This is a genomic window from Cupriavidus sp. IDO, from assembly GCF_000812465.1.
Lineage (GTDB): Bacteria > Pseudomonadota > Gammaproteobacteria > Burkholderiales > Burkholderiaceae > Cupriavidus.
This window is the reverse complement of sequence record NZ_JWMA01000146.1, coordinates 15,254-35,974: the sequence shown is the minus strand read 5'-3', so window position 1 is coordinate 35,974 and position 20,721 is coordinate 15,254. Positions and strand designations below refer to the sequence as shown.

Below are 20,721 nucleotides of genomic sequence, written 5' to 3'. Positions count from 1 at the left end.
CTAGGGGTCGCGTCCCATTCTGGGCGGTTCTGCGGTCTGCTCTCACCGTAACTGTCCGCTGGCACTTCTCAGACTGCGGCAACGCTCCGTATCAGTTCCTTGCCCTGATTCAGCACGTTGCCGACTGCCATGCCTACTTCCCACCACTGGAAGGCTTCCGCGGGGAGGCAATGCAGGTGCATCAACACTGACGCTCCCCGGGGTGTCAGCGCCGGGTCTACCCATGCTGCGGCATCTACGCCGGACAGTACGACTGGCCGGCTGTCATGGACATCCGTTAGTCCTCCTTTGACGTCGTCGGTAATGAGAACAAAACCCGCGCCCTCTGGCTGGACCGCTACGCCGGATTCCCAATATACCAAGGCTGCGAGGAAACAAGGCCCATCTTTGCGACTTATATATTGAGGCCGCTTGACGCCTTGAATCATGGGCCATTCGTACCACCCATCCGCAGGGACAATTACCCTCCGCCGCCTCCGCCACAGTAGTTTGTAGTACTCGCTCTTCGCGACTCTATCGATTCGAGCATTGATGACAAAACAGGCGGGATAAGGTCCGCTCGGCCTCCAGCCCCAGCGGACATACTCGGCGCTCGGTGCCTCCTCCTCGCCGAGCCTATGCAGGACAAGCGGACTATGGTTCGGCGCGATGTTGTAACTCGGAAAAATTGCCCCAGGACGAGCGCATCGCCAGCCCAGTCCATTTTCCCATACCTCAAACTGGCTATATTGGGCGATGCGTCCACACATGGTTATCTCTTGTAGTTTTACGGGACAGAATATCCCCGTAGACGCACCTTGGAATGCGACTATGTGAGCTAGCAGACATGTGGGTCTCTCTCATTGTGCTCCGACCTTGACCCCACATTGGGTGAACCCGCCTGGCAACGAACTCGTGCAGCCACGCCGGCGCCCCGACTCTGCTTTGAAAACGAAACGCCATGGTCGATGAAATAGTTAAGCAATTAATTAATTACTTCACGGCGACTAGCGTGTTTTCGCCGGGTCATGAGCTATATGGATAAATTATTTGTTCACTCGACTGGTTAAGTTGCAGTGCACAAACTACACTGAAATTAGTTTTACCTGGGAACGCTTATAACCACCTAAAAAAAGGAGGTGGAAAAATGCTAAAGAGAATCTTACTTCTCGCTGCGGCGGGTGCAGCACTCGGTGCCGGAACCGCTTATGCCGGCATCGGGGCGCGGGATGTTTATACGGATGGCGCTAGGGTGATGGGACCGCGAGACCCGTATACCGATGGAGGCAGGGCAATCACCGATAGACGGGATGTGTTCACGGATGGCGCGAGAGTCACGGACCGGCGGGATGTTTTTACGGATGGTGCGTGAATCACCAGCCGTGATGGCTCGTCGAAGATGGCATGCAAAAGTGGGGACCGACTGGGTTGGAAAGGTACCCCTAGGTAATGGTTTCGAAGAGCCCCTGTTTGGGGCTCTTTGTTCTTCTGGCCTCTGGCCAGTTGGCGCCGAGAAGAGCAAGAGCCTTTCGATGACTTGTGGGCTGTGTGGTGCTTAACCGCACCAGACCCATCCGGTCGCGCTGGACGATGACACGGCGTGCTCGAGGAGGCTATCCGACCATCGCAGCCTGACCAGGCACATTGTTGTGAGTGGTGCAAAGCCTTCTCACGTGTGCGACACGCACTCGACTTCTATGACAAATTCGGGTCAGGCGAGCGCCGCGACGATTGCCGTTGAGCGGGCCGGGGTTTCAGGTGGCAGCTCGGTCTTCCGGAGTTGCAATTCCTCTCGAGCGTCGTGGAAATGACTAAGGTCGGCGCCGAGCAGGGCTCCAAAGCCCACCTGTTTGCGTCGTAAGCCTGCCAGATGCCTAGCTTCGACTTTGGGGATGCGAGGTAAGGGCAAAAAGTAGGCCCGTAAGGCGCGAACCTCAGCGGGCACCATCAATCGGTCTTTCGACCAAGAGGAGAAGGAGATTGCCACACCCTAACAAAGCTATTCAAGACTAGGATAAGCCGGAACACATTGCCAGGCGGGTGGGTTGTTCATCTGTGAAACGCAATCCAAACTCAACTAGTCTGACAGGCTCTGCATTAAAACTCCTCATCAGGCAGGGGATACTCGCTCAAGCCAGTCAGACCAGGTATGTCTACGCAAACAGTCAGTGTTTCTGCGCGTGTTTGCTGTTGCGATGCATGCGATTTGTCTGGGCCTTTTCATGAATTGACCCTTCCGAACTTCTCCGGTCCTCTGCACGCTGCAAGCCTTTGTCACGGTCGCCAGCAAAAGAGCCATTGGAATTTATCATGGCCTCATGGCTTGAGCGGCCTGCCGCCGCGCCGCCGAAATTGCCACCGTTGCCAAAACCACCGCCTCCTGCGCCACCACCATGCGCTGAGGCTGCAAAACTCAAACCAATCAACAGACTTCCAACTGCAACTACCAGTGCTCTCTTGAACATAACGACCCTTTTAGATATCGAAGATTGCTAATGAATATTATATTCCGACTAGAATTAGACGTGCGTAACAAACGGTAATGTTATGTAAAGCGCATTTCTATGGGGAATACCCCCATAAACCTTACGATATGGATAAAGGCAAGAATCGGTGCCAGACCGAAACGGTGGTGTTCACAAGTTTTCTCGCCCCCTTAATTGGTGACTTAAGTGGGCGTTTCATGCTTACCCATTCGTCCACGTTAGCAGGCCTCATTTCCGGCCGTTATGCACTACCGGTCACATAGCCTATCGCAGCATGGAAACTATCTCAGCTGCGCCAATCTCGGAGAGCCGTTGACCCCGACGCTTATGGAATCGAATGTGCTGGAACAAGCGGTCGCGATGCTCGGATAGCTTTTCGGCACTGAAACGCAATAGGACAAGCGCGTAATGTTCGGCAAGAACCTTATAGATACGGTGACGCACCTGCCATAAGTCAACCTCCTCTCGCAGGCGCGCCGTCTCTTCCGCATGGCGCTTCTCGAGTTGGCGCAGGGAAGACACCGCACTTACGTGCATGCCTCGTTGGGAATGGAGCTCTGCTTGCACCTGCCTCAGCTCTTCACATAGGGCGTCCACCTCCTGTTGAAGCTTCAGGTTGCGCTGCACGCGGCGTTGTATCGTCACCGCTTCCTCCAGCGCTTGGTCTGCAGCCACAATGCTGTTTGTCCAAACCACCTCGCTGCCAGGATTCCCTCGCATCGACTTCGCGGCAGGTAACTCCTTGTCGCCATTCATGATGGTCCCCGTTTGAACCCTCAACGCCTCCACCAGCGGCAGTCTGCGCTGCCAGCGTGGACGAATGCTGCGCCCCACAAGCTTTGCCTATGCGAACGTGTGGGGGCCAATGAATCAATTCGAGTCGGCACTGGAAGGCAACACTATCACCACAACGTGTGGTGGGCAAGGAGTGGAAAATCTGCTACACACGCCGGAGCTGCGGGAGACGCGCAATACGTTTCGGTCCACCTTCTCGAACATGGGCGAGAAATATTCAAGCAGATAACGTTTGGAAAGTGGTCAGTCTGGCCGGATGCAGAACGCTGCGCGGTCAGGATTGACACTGATAAGGGACTGCGCCCCGACAGTTCCTTCCTCGCACCAAGCCATCAGGTCCTGATTTCGCAGAACCAGCGGCGCACGTTCGGGAATTGTTCCCGGTAACTCTCTCTCGGGTAGGGTAACCATCGTGAATGTCTCGACTGGTTTTCCGGTGACGGCGTCCTTCGAAGTCTCAAAAAGGCCCGCAGCGAGAAAAATCTTACGACCATTCACCTCAAGCTCGACCCACTTCTTCAAGCCGCCGGCCTTCGGCCACGCGTACCAACTGGACATTGGTATCAGGCAGCGATTGTCAGCAAAAGCTTTCTTGAACGGACGCTGGGCTGCAAGCTCTTCCCCGACGGCGTTGAAGAGTATGTGCGCCAGCCGGCTCTTGGTCCTGCCCGGCGTCACCCGAACAAAGCCCCAGCTGCGCATCTCAGTTTGCCATTCGCCATTCACCAGCCGGATGACTGGCACAGTATTGGTGGGCCTAACATCGGCAGTTGGCTCAAAATCCGGCGGGACGCGGAACATGGGGAACTCGGACCAGTCCGGTTCGAGTCTGTACCTGTCGCACATGCTTTGGTCTCCCTTGACTACGCCATTCCTGGTCTTCGAAGTCGTTCTGGTAATGCGCTTGGCCTCATGCCAGCGCTCTCAGACCAGGCGAGCTTGTGGTCAAAGCATAAAGGGTGGAACAGCTATCGGAATGTGCGGGAGACAACTATCTCGATTGACGGCTTGTTCACTCGGCGGTTGTATAGGACGACGGCGGCAATGTAAGTCAACTTCCAGTCGTGGCTGCATCTAAATCGTTCCTCAGAACTATATTGCAGCGAGCGTCATGGCGGCGAAGTTTGGGCTGCGCTTCAAGATTGAACGGTCCGCATCCCTAGCAATTTGCTTCGGCTTGCCTTACGCTCAAACAGCTTGGTTGGGTATCTCCGCAACAGCTGCAATCTCCTTCTCTGCGTGGTCGAACGACCGATTGATGGTGCCCGCTGAGGTTCGCGCCTCACGGGCCTTCTTTTTTCCAGGCTGATTGAGCTCGATGCAAGCTCTGCCAATGAATTCGTCAATCGAGTCGCCGGCACATGCAATGCGTTCTCGCGCCGAAGCGTCGAACGAACTCCTTCGATAGCTGCATTTCTTGCGGCATCTCGCCGACGGCGGTGAGTGTGAACCCAAAGCGGGCAAAGAATGCGGGATATTCAGACGTGAGCACCGCAGCCTTGGTGCAGCCATGGGCGCGGGCACGCATCAAGACAGCCCCGACAAGATGAGTGGCAACCTGGTGGCCCCGACACTCCGCTAGAACCGCAACGGATTGGATGATGACCGTCTCGCCATATATTTCACCGCAGGCGCAACCGATTACCTTTTCCCCTAGGACCGCCAGACTGAAGAGGCGGGACAAGTGGTCCATATCGCTGATGGGCAAACCGCAGGAGTGGAGCACCTGCGAGACGGCCTGCATATCTGCAGGCTCGGCTGCCCGGATTCGCATGTCTTTTATCATTCTTTTTATCCTGCCTCCCGACGTGCGTACAACCGATTGAGAGCGTATCACCTGACAAAGGTGCGCCGTTCACCCGCGCGTCTTCCCGATTTGCTATATCCGTCAGTGTCATACGTCAACGACTGAAGAATATACTGTCACATTTTCTGCCTCTTCATCAAAAGATGGTCCTGCCAACCACAATAAGAGTCCCCCGAACGCGGCGTGCTAAAAGCACGCTCTTCTAGACAGTATGTCCTAGTAGAGGTAAATTCCTTCACCCGACTGAGTCATCAATGTTCTTCAACGCACATTGCCACTCTTAACTCTGATATAAGTAAAATTAATTCCACCGTCATAATATCGACAAAGGGCCACATAACAGTTTGCAAGCACTCACTGCGATAAAGGAATGGGAATCTACATTGAGCGCTGCAGAGTATCGCCCATCAGAACCGCCCAGATGAGGGCGCTCCGAGAATTCGGAAACACCAGATGGCGCGTCGCCAATATGGCCCACCCTCAGTGACCAGCCAGCCATCTTGGCACCAGCTGGCTTGTTCGACTATGCTCATCGCAGGGACCTGGCGCCCGCAGGCGAACAAGCTCGCTGACAAGTTCAGTGTCTTGATAACTTGCGAGCTTGAATTTCTTTTGACTTCGAGGATGAAATGGCGACCGGTACTGTGAAGTGGTTCAACAACGAAAAGGGCTTTGGGTTCATCACACCGGATAACGGTGGTCCGGACTTATTTGCCCATCACACGGAAATCCAGGGCACCGGATTCAAATCCCTTGATGAAGGCGCCAAAGTCGAATTCGAAGTCCGGCAAGGCCCTAAAGGGCCGCAAGCATCGCAGATTCGCAAGCTTTAACTCCCGCAGCGCGCCTCTGCAGCAAACAAGACAGCCCTCCGCCATTGTGAAGGGCTTTTCGTTTGCTGCGCTCTCCGCCATTGTGGCCCCCATCTTGGTATTCAGAGGCAATGTCGTCACCGGCTTCGAAGCCAGCGTGGCTTTGCGTTCGGTGCTCGGCGACGTCGATGCCGATTTAGCGCCAAGTTTTCCAGCTATACATTGGCGCTGACCTGCGCAAAGCTAGTCGACGAAGATTTGAAATGTCCTCCATCCGCCGAATCTTCGCATGCACGTCTTGGACAGCCTTACGTCCGCTGGCCAGCTCGGCGTCCATAATCACTGCGATTTTTCGCTTCCAACGGCGCTAGTGCTGGGGCTACCGCAACTCGCATCGCAGATAGATTGCAGACACCTGTGCGGCCCGCTGAAATGCTCTTGAAGCCGTGACTTCCGGTGGCGCTTCTTCAGCAGAGCCGACGTGCCCCAAGCAGAAACGCTGCTCATCGCAGAAATTTGCCTGCGTCTTGCCTGACGTCCTGTAGTCAATGCCGCCCATAAGTCCGAAGTCCCCGTACAGACACGGCACTCCTTGATATAGATAACGCCGAGTACAATACGCGTCACTTTGTGATGGATTCCGATGATTCGGACGATTGCTCCGCTCGGAACTCAGTCGTCACCCAAGGAAGCTCCCGGCAACATCCCGATATGGCGACCTCACTATGGAAGGCAAGACGTCCCTCCTCGATTCGCTGATAGCAACTCCTCCGTCGGGTAACAACCGAATCACGACGTCAATTCGGCCATCGCTGCTTTCCACGCTCTTTGAGGACATACGGCCGATGTTCCTATCAGCCATCGCCAGTGTGTTCGTCGCCTCTGTTGCCGTCTTCCGGCTGCATCAGACGTGGACCGTGTAGTGGCTCGCGGCAGACGTATCTTTGCTGGTGGCACGGCTTGGCATCGCCCGCGCTTATGCGGCGCGCAGCCGCACTGAGGCAAGTTGTGCTGAACGCTGGGCGGCTCGATACGCGCCCGTGTCGTTGCTGGCCTGTCTCCTGCTGGGCGTCGCTACCGACACCGAACTGAGCTCGCTCTCCGTCATGGTGACCGCCGGGATTCTTGGCGGCATCGCCTCAAGAAATGCAGCATTGCCCCGCTTGGCCTTCACACAGATTTGCCTGGGAGCACTCCCCATCGGGCTGGGCGCGCTACTCGCGGCCCGCAGCGCATCGTGGATTCTCGGCCGCCGCTTTTCGTCTACATCGCGGCAATGAGGTCGGTTGTCCAACGGCACTACCGGGGCCTCGTCGCGTTGATGACGACACAGCAACGAAACGCGGAACTTGCAACCCGATTCGATGCCGCATTGACGCATATGCCGCACGGGCTGTGCACGATAGACGAGGCTGGCATGGTTATTGTTGCCAACCAACGAACAGCGAAGTTATTTGGCGCGCCCGTCGAGGCGCTCAAGCTCACCCCCCCTCCCGGAGCTTATTGGCGGCTTGGGTCTGGGGAAGTTTGAAGAACCGCTCCGCAAAGACATGGTTGAGCTGTGTGGCACGTGGTTGTCCATGGAGCCGGCCCCCCTCGACGTGAAACTCAGCGACGGACGCCAGCTCGAGATGACTCGGCACCCGGTGCCCGATGGGAGCGCCGTCATCATTATCGAGGACGTGACAGCACGCCGGCAGGCCGAATTAAAAATCCTGTACCTGGCGCGGCACGACTCGCTCACGGGCCTGCCGAATCGACGCGAGCTGCGCGATAGGCTGGAACGGATGCTGGCCAAGCGCGCGAAAGGGCATGGTTCAGCCTTGGCGGTGATGTATCTCGACCTCGACGGCTTCAAACCGGTGAACGACAAGTTCGGGCATTACGCCGGGGACGAAGTCCTGGTAAGCGCGGCGAACCGATTGGCAAAGATGCTGCAGCGAGGCGAGTTGGCGGCACGCCTGGGCGGTGATGAATTCGCAGTTGTCGTGGAAGATGCCTCGCCTGCCGCTTGCTCTGAGCTTGCCCGGCAGATTATCCACCAGATTTCCGAGCCTTATTTGCTGTCAACCGGCGGTACAGGGCGCATCGGCATCAGCATCGGGATTGCGCTCGCCGCCGACGGCGACTCATTCGAGCGGTTGATTAAGCGGTCCGACACGGCTCTGTATTCAGCAAAGGCAGCAGGAAAGGGAGCGTTTCGCTTCTTTGGTGGCATGGCCGAATCGGGACCAGTTATGCCCGACGCGACTAGTTCTTCGTCTGGCACGTGCCAGTAGTCGAATCACCACCGTGCGGCATCCACCCAGTCATTTGAATGCCTGCCTGCAACTGCGACGGCCCCAGGTCGCCGCGCATTGCCATTATGCGCCCGGAAAAACGCAGCGGCTCAGCCTCACGGCTAGCGGATTGTAGAAACGAGCGCCACAGCAAACATTCCGCGCAGCCGCGCCCGACGCCACAAGACTTCCGAGTTGGCTGACACGATTCTCTACTCGCCTGTCGAAGGAATGGCGCTGCAGGATACTACTCTCCTTCATCGCCAGTTGAAGGACGACGCCTTCGCGTGACCACGCGAGGCGTCGCAGACTCATTGTCTGGGGTCTTGTCTTGGGCGGTACGCGCCCTGGAGCCCGACTCACGCACCCGCCCCTGTAATTGAATCGTGGATATCGCGCTCTTGTAAATGGCCTGCGCGCCGCTGGGCGCGCTTAGCATCACTACGAACTGGTCGAACGACACGATTGACCCGCTCAGTCTGACACCATTGACCAGGTACACCTCGACAGGCTTCCGCTCCTTGCGCGCTGTGTTGAGAAAGTCGTTTTGCGGAGAGGATTGCTCAGGCTGCATAAATGTCTCGACAGACGCAGTCGCTTGCCCCACCCGGCTTTCACTGCTCGACTTCCCTGCGGGCCAAACAGGACGACGTGCAAAGCTAGCTATTAGACGGGGGCGAGGCCTTCCCCTTTGGCCGTTGCACCTCACTACCGGCGTCTCGACCGCGACGAAAGTCGAGTCCCTCAGGTTGGGAAAATATAGAAGCGCTTCCAGATTGCCAAGAAATTTCTTGCTCCGAATACCGTCAAGCAGGGCGCCTTACAATCACTTACAAAATGCGGCGCCCTGCAGTGATAGGCTTCTCCAACAAATAGCTGCAGCGTTCAAGAGCAAGAAGCGGCGACACAGGGGCTTGCCAATTCTGAAGCAGGTGGCGAACAGCACCGGCTCGCTGGCACCCCATTGGCTGAGATCAACGGACTCGATGTAGCAGCTGCAACCTTAGTGACTCGAACTGCTGCGTTCCCGTCTTCAGCTCGCACGAAACACGGGAGTTGCCGCAATGGTAAAGAGCGTGCAGGTTCGGGCAGCAGAGGCGACTGATTGGCCTTCAATCGTTGATATTTTAGAAAGCTGTGGCTTGCCAACTGATTTCGTCGGCGATTCATCACACTTCTTTCAAGTCGCGGTATTGGACGAGCAGGTGGTGGGATGCGCTTGTACAGAGCAATACGACGAAACCGTTGTTGTGCGGTCTGTGGCCGTGACTCCTGAGCATCATGGCCAACACATCACCACCCACCTTGTTGGCACGGCTCTAACGCGAGCCAAAGCGAAAGGCTATACAAAGGCCGTGCTTATTGCTGCAGGGAGCGATGATTTCTCACCCCCTGAGCTCGAATTGCCCGAAGAGGTAAGTCTGTCTGCAGATTTCGTGCGGAGGTTTGGTTTTAGTCGACGGTCGAAGCATCCCGTCGACTAGCTCCCAAGTCACCTCCGCACGCAGCCGTACAATCCCACTCAGGCTTCTGGAATCAAAAATTTCGTCCGATTCTTACCGAGCCACGCCGGCACGCGCCCGCGTCCCGACCAGGTCGCACCAGTCTTCGGGTCCATATATTTTGGTGGCAGCGCCGACTTTGCCTTGGCTGCAGGCTTGCTCACCTTGCCAGCAGCTGCCGGGCGGCCACGGCGACGCTTAGGCGCAATATCGTCAACCGTCAGTTCATACTCGGCCATCAAAGTATGGATTTGCTCAATGACTCCAGCAATTTCTGTCGCGCGAACTTCGGCGAGCTGCACTTCGAGTGCTTCTTTTTCTGCGATGAGTTGCTTGTAAGTTGCCATTCTTTCCTCCAGTAATGTGTACGGGCAATCCTAAATTAATTATTTTTCTGGCGCCACCTGTTTCGCATTTCCCAAAATTAGAATTGCACCGCTCCAATCGGCTCGCCGAGCCAGACTCGGCAAAGAAGGCTCCTCCTCCGCTTACAATATTGTTGTGCAACATGCGAGCAGGGACAAGGTGGCGGCAGAACATTTACGCGCTACGATTGAGGCGGACCAATAGGGACACGTCCGCCGAGTGATGCTATGGAGGACAGAATGGCAACAGCTCGAGCTGTAACCAGAGGGGAGGCACTGAAGCTCCTGGAAACAGAGGGAGTAACGGCGGTCGAGTTGGACTACGAGTCAGGTTGGCAAGATGCAGTTGAACTCGGCAGGCTTGGCGACAAGCGCGGAATACGCGTTGAGTATCGCGGGCACGAGAGCATTGCCGTCAGGTCGCCGGCGGCACTGGTAGCAGGCTTGTCGCGGCCAAAGACCACGTTCCGGCAGCGGAATCTTTACTGCCAGTTTGAGCTAAGTGAACTGTCGGCAGGTGAACTGGAGCAGTTGGAGGCAAAGGCAACGCAGTTGGGGGACTACATCTTGGCAGGAAGTTTGCTGCGGGACGTCGATGCTGTCTGGAGCGAATCGCATCGAACTGGCGCTCCGATTACCAGGAGCTAGAGACCACCAGCTGATTGGCCGCCGACGGCAACGTTTGGAAGTAATTTCATCAACCGTGACCTCGTACTCGGCAATTACCGCCAAGCTGGCTAAGCTGCAACGACGGCAACCCAGATGTACCCTCCCGTCTACATCTCTGTTGTGGCATGTGTACCCGCGCGGTGAAGACGCTCGACAGACATCGACGACGTCGATGAATACTGGGCGAGGCGCCGAGGCCCGCCAGGTTAGGTTGGGAGGCCGGCCAGCCCCCAACCATGCTGGACTGCTGGGGTCTCAGGCGAGCTTTTCCTTCAGGAACGCCACGAGATACGGAGTAGCGGCAGCAGCCACGGTCGATGCGGTGGACGGGTCAATGCCCATTTTCGCCGCCAGAGACTCTGCGACTCGGCCGGCCAGGATACCCTCCCCGCCCTCCGCCAAGGATTTGAAAAACCCGTCGCCCCGGACCAGTCCTGCGGCGAAAGCGGCAAAAAAGCTCCTACCCGGATGCTCGCCCATCAGACCGGCATTCTGTTCCTCAGCGTGGGCATGCGCTGTCTCCGCCGCTTGGCTCAGCATCTGCTGGGCGTCATCGGCACCGATGCCCTGAGCTGCCAGCGCCTGGGCAGCCTGGCTCCCGTGCTCGGAAGCGAGAAATTCAGAAATGAGTTGCTGTACATCCATGGAACACCTTCCTGCAGAAGTTACGGTTTAGAGACCCGAACGAGGGCTCAGGCGACTGACCTGCGGACGCCACCTGATGATGTTATCAGCCTATGTGAAGCCTGACCGAACAGCGCCCAACAGCGGTTGTGTCGGGCTACGAAGCTTCAGGTAACCGTGCTGCCTATGAACCTCTGGAAGTGTGGTGGAGTATGACTCCAACGATCACGAGTGCGAATCCAATGACTCCGAGCACCAAGCCGACTATCGAGATGGCGGTCAGCGCATGGTCCGCATCTTGAAATCGCTTTTTCATCCGCGCTTTCACGCCTGCTCCCATGAAGGCGCATCATGTGGTGTCTCCCTCGATGACCGCACACTCTCAAGTAGCTCTGACCGGACCGGCTCGTCTCGGGCCAGTTTGTATCTTCAGAGCATGTGAAAGAACCTCCGCAGTGATGTCCCTTGTTGTGCCGATTCAGTACAGTCCATAGGGCTCGAGCACCTTGCGAAGCCATTCTTGCTCTCTCACTCCTGTCGCAATTTCGGCCATGATTTTCTCCTCGTTCTTCGCAATTACGCCGACTGCCTCCAGGAGCGCATCTGCCTGAGATACAGGAAATGCGACCACGCCATCCTCATCTCCAACAACAACGTCGCCGGGGGAGACAATCTGGCCGCCAATCGACACCGGAACATTCATTGCACCCGGACCCATTTTGTAGGGCCCTCGATGGCTGACGTCCCTCGCGAAGCAAGGAAAATCTGACTCATAGAACGCCGCCGTGTCGCGGATGGCTCCATCCAGAACAAAGCCTGCACAGCCCCGCGCCGCTGCGTATTGCATGATGAGCTCACCAACCAGCGCGTTCGTACAATCTCCACCCCCGTCGACGACCAGAACATGGCCTGGTTGCAACTCCATCAAGGCTTTGTAAATCAGCAGATTGTCCCCAGGCCGAGCCTTGACCGTGATAGCGGTGCCGACCAGCTTTCGGCTACGGTTGAACCGCTTCAGACCTGTCACGCCGGAAAGGCGCTGCAGGTTGTCGCTGATGTGTGGAGTCACCACGTTCCGAAAGGCCTCGATGACTTCGAGCGGCGCTAGAGCCGGAACGGGATTGACGGTGAGGTTGGACGTTGCCACAAGAGTCTCCTGGAAAGAATCGCTGGGAATATCTGAACTCTCGGGCAACATCACGGGGCTGTAAATTCCAAATACCGAATCGATTTGATACGCCAAACCTATGGATAGCATTTGAACACCCTATCCCGCCTGGCGCGGCTGCCGCTGCCGAGTTGTGACCACTTTGCCACTCGACAGGATGTCGATAGCAGCTTCGACTGCAGGACTCTGCCGGCTTTTCGACCAGGCCATGGCGGTGGTAACTACATTGACCGCCTCCTTCAAAGGGCGGACAACTACACTCCCTGGAGCGGCCTTCTTCATGGATGACGGCACAAGCGCAATACCCTGCCCACATCCGACAAAAGCTACCTGCGTGGCAACAGTTCGTACTTCGTGGAGTATCCGGGGCGAAAAGCCCGCAGCGCGACATGTTGCGATGATGCTGTCAAAGTACGTCGGACTGACCCCGCGCGAGAAGATGACAAAGGGCTCTTCCGCCAGGCTTGCAAGGCGAACCCTGGGCATGTCCGCAAACCTATGGGTCTTCGGCAGGGCAACCGCCAGGCGGTCCTGCTTTAGTGGAATCGCATCAATTGTTGTCCCCATATTGCCTTCAAGGCGAGCAAAAGCCAGGTCGATGTCGCCCCGCTCAAGCGCTGGCACTGCATCGACGCTATCTATCTCCGTGACTGAGACCGTCAACTGAGGGAATCTCCTTCCAAGCTCATCAATTAGAGCTGGCAGCGTATCAACCAGCGCAGAAGAAATGGCGCCGATGGATAGCACGCCGGTGCTGCCTGCGATTGCCTCTTGCACGGCCAGTTCTAGTCGGTCCAGTTGCTCTGCAAACTTCCGAACCGCAGGCAGAATTGCCGACCCAATTGGAGTCAGAGTCGCACCCTTCCTGCCGCGCTCAAAGAGCTTCACCTTGAGCGCCTGTTCCAGAACTTGAATCTGCTCAGTAAGTGGGGGCTGAGACATCCCCAGCCGCCTTGCAGCACGCCCAAAATTTCCCTCTTCCGCCACCGCGAGGAAGAGATAGAGGTGCCGAACAAGTCTGAAGTTAATCATGACGATTGATAGGTTTGGCGTATGGAAAGGTTACTGGATTCGGAATTTACATTTCGAACTCTAGCGCGGACAGTAAGGCCATGGCAACCCAACACCCCCTCTCATCATGAGTACTTCCTCTCTACTGGACCGCCTTGCATCGTTCGATACCAACACCGTTTCGGACGCTCTGGACTTCCTGAACCTCCCTGGCGCGACCTTTGGCATTCTGCCTCTCTGGGATTGCCCAAAGATTGTTGGCCGTGCGAGCACCATTCAGCTTGGCCCCAAGACCGATGCAAAGCCGACCGTGCATCTCATCACGCCGGTCGTTGCACAAATTCAAACGGACGACCGCATTCTCGTCATCGCCGGTGGCCAAGAAGGAATCTCGTGCTGGGGTGACATCCTCGCCAACGCGTCTGCAGCAAAGAAAGTACGAGGCTCGGTCATTGACGGTGTGAGTCGCGACATTGAAGGCAGCGAATCCATTGGGTATCCCGTCTTCGGCCGCGGCGTCACGATGATTAGCGCGCGCAACCGCGTGGTGCAAGTCGACTCCGGGAAGCTCGTAACGTTCGCGGGTGTGGTGGTCACCGAGGACGACTATGTCATCGCAGACCGTTGCGGCACCGTCTTCGTCCCCGCAAATCGAATCGAAGAAGTGCTCAACCTGGGCGAACGCATTGCTCGTCGTCAGGACGGCATGGTGCAGGCCGTGCGTTCTGGACGCTCTGTCGAGGAAGTCATGCACGACAAGGAATTCGAGGCCATCAACAGCAAGGAAGCAAAATGACTGACAAGGAACTGGTAGCCCTTTTCGCGGACTTGGACACCCCCGGCGTATCTGACGCGATGGACCGCCTCGGACTTCCCGGTCAATGCCTGGATATTGCCCCTCTGGACAACTATCGCAAGCCTGTGGTCGGCCCCGCCTTCACTGTCAAGTACGTGTCCGCTAGCACGCCTCCAGGTACTGTCGGTGACTTCATCGACGACGTGCAGCCCGGCGACATCGTCGTCATCGACAATGACGGCCGTACCGATTGCACGGTGTGGGGCGACATCATGACGCAGTACGCAGGCGCCCGCGGCATCGCCGGAACCGTGATTGACGGCGTTTGCCGCGACGTGACGAAGGCGCTCGGCGACGGCTATCCGCTCTTTACGCGCGGCCGGTTCATGCGTACCGGCAAGGACCGCGTGCAGGTTGAATCCGTGAACACGCCGGTGTCTGTGGGAACCGCCCGCGTTTGTGCTCGCGACATTGTCGTGGCAGACGCCAATGGCGTTGTCGTTATCCCGCGCGAGCGGGCAAAGGAAGTCGCTGAACTTGCTCGCAAAATTGAGGACGTCGAATCGCAGATTCGCGAGCACATTGCCGACGGCAAGACGCTGGGCGAAGCTCGTGAAGCTCTTGGCTACCACACCTTGCAGAGGAAGGCGTGATGACAGCCGAGCAACAGCGCTTAAACGTGAATCTTGCCAACGCCCAGCCGTCGGCCACGTACCGCATGATGGACCGCGTCGCCGCCAGGCGTGCGGCCGGTGCAAAAATCATCTCCCTGAGTGCCGGAGAGCCCGACTTCGACACGCCGAGTCACATTTGTGAGGCGGCTATCGGGGCAATTCGCAGCGGCCATACCCGCTACACACAGGTAGCCGGACTGCGTGCTCTACGGGAAGCCATCGCGGAGAAGTTCAAAAGCGAGAACGGACTCGATGTCAGTTGGCAAGACACCATCGTCTGTTCGGGCGGCAAGCAGGTCATCTACAATGCCTTGGCCGCCACGTTGAACGGCGGTGACGAGGTCATCGTTCCCGCTCCGTACTGGGTGAGCTATCCCGAGATGGTTCAACTGTGCGGCGCTACACCCGTGGTCGTACGGTGCGGCGCCGATGTAGGCTTCAAACTGACGCCTAGCGCGTTGAGCAATGCTATCACGCCGCAGACCCGCTGGCTGATTCTTAACTCCCCATCGAATCCGACTGGCGCCGTCTACTCGCAAGCAGAATTGTCCGGCCTGGCCGAAGTACTGTTGGCTCATCCTCACATACTGGTGCTGTCGGACGACATCTACGAGCACCTGACCTTCGACGGTGCAAAGTTCCATACGATGGCCCAAGTGGAACCGCGCCTCAAGGACCGCACGCTGACGATGAATGGCGTCTCCAAGGCGTATGCCATGACGGGGTGGCGCATCGGCTTCGGTACTGGACCGGCATGGTTGCTCGAGGCGATGGAGAAGCTGCAAGGCCAGCAAACCTCTGGGGCATCCTCAATCTCGCAGCACGCCGCGCTCGCCGCGCTCGAAGGCCCCCAGGATTTCATCCACGACTCGAAGGCCGTATTCCAGGCTCGCCGGGACATGATGGTGGACCTGCTGAACAACACGCCGGGACTTAGCTGTGCTGTGCCGGGCGGCGCGTTCTACGCGTTTGCATCTTGCAAGGGTCTGCTTGGCAAAACCACACCTGGTGGCACCCTGCTGCGTACGGACGAGGACGTTGCGCTCGCTCTGCTCGAAGAAGCAAACGTCGCCGTGGTGCACGGTTCAGCTTTCGGACTTGGACCATACATCCGCATCGCATATGCCTTGGACAATGAGTCCCTGCGCAAGGCGTGCGAAGCCATTCGTCAGTATTGCCTGTCTCTTAGTTGAGGCAAAAGGGGCAGGGTCAGCGATAACTCTGGCCCTGCTTCGCAATATAAAAATACTTCGTGTTGGCCAGGGTCGCACGATTGAGGCCGTCAAGCTGTCAGGTGCCACAGTCGACTAAGAATCAAACCATCATCCCTACAATGACGATGAACAGAGATACCCGGAAGGAAACCATAGCACTTGAGGTAGACGGCGTAGCGCTCAAAATCGCGGCCATTGGTCGTCAGGGCGACCTCGCGCCAATCGTGTTCTTGCACGGGTTCGGCTCGACGAAAGAAGACTACGCGGACATCGCCATCAATCGTGCCTTCGCGGGCCGTCCGTTCCTTGCATATGACGCGCCTGGCTGCGGGGAAACGGCCTGTGGTGACCTTCGGAAGGTCAGCATTCCCTTTCTGGTTGAGACAGCCAAAGCAATGCTGGCTCATGCGGGTATCGACCGTTTCCACTTGGTCGGGCACTCCATGGGCGGACTCACTGCGCTGATGCTCGCACATGAACTGCCTGACCGCGTGTTGAGCTTCATCGACATCGAAGGTAATGTCGCACCGGAAGACTGCTTTTTAAGCAGACAGATTGTGGACTTCCCCGCTGACGACCCTCAAGCATTCTTCAACGAGTTCATCGACCGGAACTGGCACTCCTCTCAGTACTCTTCGCCGCTCTACGCCGCGAGTCTCCGTCACAAGGTTCGTGCACAGGCAGTGTCGGGCATCTTGACGTCAATGGTGCATTTGTCGGACCACGGTGCCCTCATGAACAAGTTCTTGTCGCTTCCTTTCCCACGGATGTTCATGTACGGCGAGCAAAACAGTCATTTGACTTACCTGCCGCTGTTGGCAGAGTCTGGCGTAGAACTTGCTGAGATAAGTGATTGCGCCCACTTTCCGATGTACTCTAACCCAGTGGAAATGTGGCGGCGCATCGATAGGTTTCTCACAGGCGCCGAGCGCAGTTGACACGCTCTGGCGCCAGCGTCAGGCCACAGCGGCATGAAACCGAGCTCTGTCTTCATATGAATAGTCGCCTTCTTGGGAGCTTCATCCTTGTTGTGCAGTTGGGTAGCTTTCGCGCCGCTGCCGACAAGCTCCACATTACACAAGCCACGATTTCGAATCGGATTGGCCCCACTGATAACAGTCACCTCTATCGAGTAGCCGCAGCAGAATCGCTGTACCGCACGTCTTAACTAATGATTAAAGAGTATAAGCACCGCATCAGGCACAATTACGAGTGGCGCGACGCACATTGTTTGCCACCGCACAGTTCCGTGGGATGTGTGATGGGGTCGCGCTGCCGCCAGGCACAAAGGCATTGCCGCTAGCTCGGCGGCACCGCTTGTCACTGGACTCAGTCAATGGACTACCGGTATCGGGGCTATGCCAAGCGCTTCTGGCAGGACTGGTACGAGCGCGCCTTAAGCAGCGAGATCGAGCCACTGTGCCAATTCGCCTGGCGGCGCAAGCCGTACCTGCGGGCATCTTGGCCCACTCCCGCTGGCCCAATCTGGTTGAAGGCATCAACAGCCGGATCAAGGTGATCAAGCGTATGGCTTATGGCTCGCGCGATGGCCTCTACTTCCTACTTACGGTCCCGGCGGCATTCTCCGGAAATCATTGAATAACCTGCTTTTTTTGGGGGCAACGCGACGTTTAATGGAGGCCCGCAGCCTTTTGCCTGTGTCCCCCTGAATGCGGAGCTGGGGCGATGAGCCTGCCTTGGCGGAAACGCGGCTCTCCAAGCGTGGCTTATAAACTATTTTGCGCCGATTCCGCTGAAGCATACGTCGAGCGGACGGGCAACCATCAGGGCAACCATCGCTTCGTCATCGATGTTCCCGTAAATGCGCAGGTACTTTACGGCCGAGTCGCATATATGGTCGGTCACTGACTTGGCTCAAATGACATTAAGCGGGATTTTTAGATAGCGCACGCCATTCACATCGGGCGGCGGCAGCTCGCCGGCCCGGATATTGACCTGCACCGGGGGACGGCAGAATCAGCATCGGCATCCCCAGTGTCGCGTCGCGCGCCTGGCGCATCGCAACGAACTGTTCCTGGCTCACGCCGTCACGCACGTGAATATTGCCTTCGCGCTGAGCGCGCACCGTCGTTTCCCATGTCGGGCCACGGTACTCGGGCGGATAGTCATGGCACATGTAGAGCCGGGTATCGGCCGGCAAGTCCAGCAGCTTGCGGATGGAGCGATACAACTCGTGCGCGTCGCCGCCCGGGAAATCGCAGCGAGCAGTGCCGACGTCCGGCATGAACAACGTATCGCCGACAAACACCGCATCCCCAATCTGGTAAGCCATGTCGGCGGGTGTATGCCCTGGCACATGAATCGCCCTGCCCGTCAGGCCGCCGACGGCAAACGTTTCTCCGTCGTCAAACAGATGGTCGAACTGCGACCCGTCGAGCCGGAACTCCGGTTCCAGATTGAAGAGTTTCTTGAACACTCCCTGTACACGGCGAATGCTCTGGCCTATGGCTATCCGGCCACCCAGATGGCGTTTCAGGTACGGCGCGGCAGACAGGTGGTCGGCGTGCGCATGCGTCTCGAGAATCCACTCGAGACGTAGTTCATGTGCGCGCACAAACGCAATGACCTTATCAGCACTTGCCGTGGATGTCCGCCCCGCCTTGGGGTCGTAGTCCAGCACCGAGTCAATGATGGCGCACTCGGAGCGCCCCTCCTGATAGACCACATAGGTCACGGTCCAGGTCGCAGGGTCGAAGAACGGTTGAATGGTCGGGTGCATGCTTGCCTCCTCAGATGCAACACATTCTATTCACAAACATTATATTTTTCAATATAATATCAATACACAAAATGTATACGGCCTATGGACCAGCTCCGTCCCAACATTGACCTCATCACCATGCAAGCCGCTGCGACGAACGCCTGCGCCCTGCTCAAGGTGCTTGCCAATCCGGACCGCCTGCTGCTGATGTGCCGCCTGTCCCAAGGTGAGCTGTCTGTCGGTGAGCTGGAGGCGCAGCTGGGCATCCGGCAGCCGACGCTGTCTCAACAGCTCGGCGTACTGCGCGAGAACAGCCTGGTGGCGACGCGTCGTGACGGCAAGAACATCTTCTATTCGGTGGCGAGCCCCCAGGCGCTTGCTGTCATGACGGTCCTTTATGAACAGTTCTGCGCCAACCCCGATCAGGAGGCGACATGCTAATTGACCTCGCAAGCTTCACGCCCGGCCTGTCGCTGGTCGGCGGACTCATCATCGGCGTGGCAGCCGCCGTGCTGGTGCTGTTCAACGGCCGCATTGCCGGCATCAGCGGCATCTTCGGCGGCCTGCTCAGCCTGCCTCGAACGGACACGGCCTGGCGCCTGGCTTTCGTCGCTGGCCTGGTTGGCGCCCCTGTCATTGCGAGCCTGCTCGGCAAGCCGGCCCTTGCCGATATCGAGGCAAGCTGGGGCGAAATCCTGGTCGGCGGCTTCCTGGTAGGCGTTGGCACCCGCTACGCCAGCGGCTGCACCAGCGGCCATGGCGTGTGCGGCATCTCGCGCGGCTCCCTCCGCTCGCTGGTCGCCACCCTGACCTTCATGGTGGCCGGATTCCTTACTGTTTTTGTGCAACGTCACCTGCTTGGAGGCTGATATGACCGCCATGACTGCACTCCTCGCAGGCCTGCTATTCGGCATTGGCCTGATGGTCTCCGGCATGGCCAACCCGGCCAAGGTACTGGGCTTTCTTGACCTTGCAGGAACCTGGGATCCGTCCCTCGCTTTTGTGATGGTTGGTGCCATTGCCATTGGCTCCCTCGCCTTTCTCATCGCCAAACACCGCAAGCGCTCCTTCCTGGGGCTGCCCATGCAACTGCCGGCCAGCACAACCGTAACGCTTCGGCTGGTACTGGGCAGCGCCGCCTTCGGCGTCGGCTGGGGGCTGGCGGGCTTCTGCCCTGGTCCCGCGCTAGTGGCCCTAGGTGCGGGCTATCCGAAGGCCATTGGCTTTGTGGCGGCCATGGTGGCGGGCATGGTCGTGTTCGAAGTCGCGGAGCGGGGCAAATCGCGCATGCAACGGGCGTAAGGCGCCAGCACTGGCAGCGATATGGCGCTGCGGATGTTCAGGCAGCCGAACGGGAGCAAGCCGCAACTCCCGACGGGACCCAGCCAGCCATTGCCGCCTTGCCAACTGGATAGCCGTACTGGCCGATTTGTCTGGACCGCCTCCTGGACCCGCGCCCTCACACTGTCGGGTGTAGGCGCCGGCATTCTTTCCGGGCTGCTTGGCGTCGGCGGAGGCTTCGTCATTGTCCCGGCGCTCAAGAAGGCTACCAACGCCCCGCTGCACGCCATTGTGGCGACATCCCTTGCGGTCATTTCGCTGGTGTCCGCATCCGGCGTCATCTCGACCGCCATTGCCGTGCGTATGAACTGGCAGGTCGGCGTGCCGTTTGCCGCAGGCACCATGATTGCCATGCTGGCCGCTTGGCGCATTGCCAGCCGGTTAAGCGGCCACAGGCTGCAACAGGGCGTTGCGCTGGTGTCCGGACTGATCGCCATCGGCATGGCAGTGAACGTCGCACTGGCCGCCTAGATGCGA

At 57.7% G+C, this 20,721-nt stretch carries 24 protein-coding genes and 2 pseudogenes; 15 read left to right on the top strand and 11 right to left on the bottom strand.

Translation table 11 applies throughout. The features are described from left to right. Positions 1 to 68 precede the first annotated feature (68 nt). On the bottom strand, positions 69 to 749 hold the full coding sequence (locus RM96_RS37925) for an SOS response-associated peptidase (RefSeq protein ID WP_082016769.1): 681 nt from the start codon (positions 747 to 749) through the stop codon (positions 69 to 71). Positions 750 to 1,126: 377 nt separating this feature from the next. On the opposite strand from RM96_RS37925, the gene RM96_RS40350 reads away from it, so the two are divergent. Further along, positions 1,127 to 1,351, top strand: a complete 225-nt coding sequence (locus RM96_RS40350; protein WP_082016768.1) for a hypothetical protein — start codon at positions 1,127 to 1,129, stop codon at positions 1,349 to 1,351. Between the two features lie 793 nt (positions 1,352 to 2,144). Here the strand turns inward: RM96_RS40350 and RM96_RS37915 are convergent. The 4 genes from RM96_RS37915 to RM96_RS29460 form a co-directional block, all read right to left on the bottom strand. Then, the gene (locus tag RM96_RS37915; RefSeq protein ID WP_082016767.1) at positions 2,145 to 2,444 is read right to left on the bottom strand and encodes a hypothetical protein; all 300 of its coding nucleotides are present in this window, start codon (positions 2,442 to 2,444) and stop codon (positions 2,145 to 2,147) included. Between the two features lie 285 nt (positions 2,445 to 2,729). After that, the gene (locus RM96_RS29470) at positions 2,730 to 3,221 is read right to left on the bottom strand and encodes a hypothetical protein (RefSeq protein ID WP_039015286.1); all 492 of its coding nucleotides are present in this window, start codon (positions 3,219 to 3,221) and stop codon (positions 2,730 to 2,732) included. Positions 3,222 to 3,503: 282 nt separating this feature from the next. Continuing rightward, on the bottom strand, positions 3,504 to 4,106 hold the full coding sequence (locus tag RM96_RS29465; RefSeq protein ID WP_039015270.1) for an SOS response-associated peptidase family protein: 603 nt from the start codon (positions 4,104 to 4,106) through the stop codon (positions 3,504 to 3,506). 496 nt (positions 4,107 to 4,602) lie between these two features. Next, positions 4,603 to 5,046 carry a GNAT family N-acetyltransferase gene (locus RM96_RS29460; RefSeq protein WP_039015269.1) on the bottom strand — a complete coding sequence of 148 codons (444 nt, stop codon included), beginning with the start codon at positions 5,044 to 5,046 and terminating at the stop codon, positions 4,603 to 4,605. 650 nt (positions 5,047 to 5,696) lie between these two features. Between RM96_RS29460 and RM96_RS37910 the strand changes: the two genes are divergently transcribed. Together RM96_RS37910 and RM96_RS29450 are read left to right on the top strand one after the other, a co-directional pair. Continuing rightward, positions 5,697 to 5,900 (top strand): cold-shock protein, encoded by a 204-nt coding sequence (locus RM96_RS37910; RefSeq protein ID WP_082016766.1) that lies wholly within the window; start codon positions 5,697 to 5,699, stop codon positions 5,898 to 5,900. A gap of 704 nt (positions 5,901 to 6,604) precedes the next feature. Further along, positions 6,605 to 8,158 (top strand): annotated as a pseudogene (locus tag RM96_RS29450) (diguanylate cyclase domain-containing protein). 247 nt (positions 8,159 to 8,405) lie between these two features. Here the strand turns inward: RM96_RS29450 and hfq are convergent. After that, positions 8,406 to 8,732, bottom strand: coding sequence for an RNA chaperone Hfq (gene hfq / locus RM96_RS41000; protein ID WP_039015267.1), 327 nt, complete (start codon positions 8,730 to 8,732; stop codon positions 8,406 to 8,408). A 490-nt stretch (positions 8,733 to 9,222) separates the two neighbouring features. Here hfq and RM96_RS37905 point away from each other — a divergent pair, with 490 nt between their 5' ends. Then, complete coding sequence (locus RM96_RS37905; protein WP_082016765.1) at positions 9,223 to 9,642, top strand: GNAT family N-acetyltransferase; 420 nt, start codon at positions 9,223 to 9,225, stop codon at positions 9,640 to 9,642. 38 nt (positions 9,643 to 9,680) lie between these two features. Here the strand turns inward: RM96_RS37905 and RM96_RS29440 are convergent, their stop codons facing one another. Then, entirely contained in the window at positions 9,681 to 10,007 is a 327-nt protein-coding gene (locus RM96_RS29440) for an H-NS histone family protein (RefSeq protein WP_039015266.1), read from the bottom strand. Between the two features lie 258 nt (positions 10,008 to 10,265). Here RM96_RS29440 and RM96_RS29435 point away from each other — a divergent pair, with 258 nt between their 5' ends. Next, positions 10,266 to 10,673 carry a hypothetical protein gene (locus RM96_RS29435; RefSeq protein ID WP_052279827.1) on the top strand — a complete coding sequence of 136 codons (408 nt, stop codon included), beginning with the start codon at positions 10,266 to 10,268 and terminating at the stop codon, positions 10,671 to 10,673. A gap of 276 nt (positions 10,674 to 10,949) precedes the next feature. On the opposite strand, the gene RM96_RS29430 is transcribed toward RM96_RS29435, so the two are convergent. The 3 genes from RM96_RS29430 to RM96_RS29420 all read right to left on the bottom strand — a co-directional run bounded on the left by RM96_RS29430 (position 10,950) and on the right by RM96_RS29420 (position 13,518). Continuing rightward, positions 10,950 to 11,339: a hypothetical protein gene (locus tag RM96_RS29430; protein WP_039015265.1), complete on the bottom strand. Its 390-nt coding sequence runs from the start codon at positions 11,337 to 11,339 to the stop codon at positions 10,950 to 10,952. Between the two features lie 457 nt (positions 11,340 to 11,796). Next, complete coding sequence (locus tag RM96_RS29425) at positions 11,797 to 12,465, bottom strand: RraA family protein (protein ID WP_039015284.1); 669 nt, start codon at positions 12,463 to 12,465, stop codon at positions 11,797 to 11,799. 120 nt (positions 12,466 to 12,585) lie between these two features. Continuing rightward, positions 12,586 to 13,518: a LysR family transcriptional regulator gene (locus tag RM96_RS29420; RefSeq protein WP_039015264.1), complete on the bottom strand. Its 933-nt coding sequence runs from the start codon at positions 13,516 to 13,518 to the stop codon at positions 12,586 to 12,588. A 106-nt stretch (positions 13,519 to 13,624) separates the two neighbouring features. On the opposite strand from RM96_RS29420, the gene RM96_RS29415 reads away from it, so the two are divergent. The 6 genes from RM96_RS29415 to RM96_RS29395 all read left to right on the top strand — a co-directional run bounded on the left by RM96_RS29415 (position 13,625) and on the right by RM96_RS29395 (position 17,780). Continuing rightward, a complete protein-coding gene (locus tag RM96_RS29415; protein ID WP_039015263.1) occupies positions 13,625 to 14,293 on the top strand; it encodes an RraA family protein in 669 nt (222 codons plus the stop codon). Then, positions 14,290 to 14,946, top strand: a complete 657-nt coding sequence (locus RM96_RS29410; RefSeq protein WP_039015262.1) for an RraA family protein — start codon at positions 14,290 to 14,292, stop codon at positions 14,944 to 14,946. The genes RM96_RS29415 and RM96_RS29410 overlap by 4 nt, the downstream gene beginning before the upstream one ends. Continuing rightward, positions 14,946 to 16,160: a pyridoxal phosphate-dependent aminotransferase gene (locus RM96_RS29405; RefSeq protein WP_039015261.1), complete on the top strand. Its 1,215-nt coding sequence runs from the start codon at positions 14,946 to 14,948 to the stop codon at positions 16,158 to 16,160. The genes RM96_RS29410 and RM96_RS29405 overlap by 1 nt, the downstream gene beginning before the upstream one ends. A gap of 140 nt (positions 16,161 to 16,300) precedes the next feature. Beyond that, positions 16,301 to 17,119: an alpha/beta fold hydrolase gene (locus RM96_RS29400; protein ID WP_052279826.1), complete on the top strand. Its 819-nt coding sequence runs from the start codon at positions 16,301 to 16,303 to the stop codon at positions 17,117 to 17,119. Between the two features lie 56 nt (positions 17,120 to 17,175). Beyond that, the gene (locus RM96_RS40625) at positions 17,176 to 17,349 is read left to right on the top strand and encodes a LysR family transcriptional regulator (RefSeq protein WP_082016764.1); all 174 of its coding nucleotides are present in this window, start codon (positions 17,176 to 17,178) and stop codon (positions 17,347 to 17,349) included. A gap of 251 nt (positions 17,350 to 17,600) precedes the next feature. Beyond that, positions 17,601 to 17,780, top strand: coding sequence for a transposase (locus RM96_RS29395; RefSeq protein WP_039015260.1), 180 nt, complete (start codon positions 17,601 to 17,603; stop codon positions 17,778 to 17,780). Positions 17,781 to 18,056: 276 nt separating this feature from the next. Here RM96_RS29395 and RM96_RS29390 read toward each other — a convergent pair. Continuing rightward, positions 18,057 to 18,921 (bottom strand): annotated as a pseudogene (locus RM96_RS29390) (MBL fold metallo-hydrolase). An 84-nt stretch (positions 18,922 to 19,005) separates the two neighbouring features. Here RM96_RS29390 and RM96_RS29385 point away from each other — a divergent pair. The 4 genes from RM96_RS29385 to RM96_RS29370 are packed head-to-tail and all read left to right on the top strand — an operon-like array spanning position 19,006 to position 20,715. Further along, the gene (locus tag RM96_RS29385) at positions 19,006 to 19,344 is read left to right on the top strand and encodes an ArsR/SmtB family transcription factor (protein WP_039015259.1); all 339 of its coding nucleotides are present in this window, start codon (positions 19,006 to 19,008) and stop codon (positions 19,342 to 19,344) included. Further along, positions 19,338 to 19,772 (top strand): YeeE/YedE family protein, encoded by a 435-nt coding sequence (locus RM96_RS29380; RefSeq protein ID WP_039015258.1) that lies wholly within the window; start codon positions 19,338 to 19,340, stop codon positions 19,770 to 19,772. The genes RM96_RS29385 and RM96_RS29380 overlap by 7 nt, the downstream gene beginning before the upstream one ends. Position 19,773: 1 nt before the next feature. Continuing rightward, a complete protein-coding gene (locus RM96_RS29375; protein WP_039015257.1) occupies positions 19,774 to 20,205 on the top strand; it encodes a DUF6691 family protein in 432 nt (143 codons plus the stop codon). 33 nt (positions 20,206 to 20,238) lie between these two features. Further along, the gene (locus RM96_RS29370; RefSeq protein ID WP_338011440.1) at positions 20,239 to 20,715 is read left to right on the top strand and encodes a sulfite exporter TauE/SafE family protein; all 477 of its coding nucleotides are present in this window, start codon (positions 20,239 to 20,241) and stop codon (positions 20,713 to 20,715) included. The last annotated feature ends 6 nt before the right edge of the window (positions 20,716 to 20,721 follow it).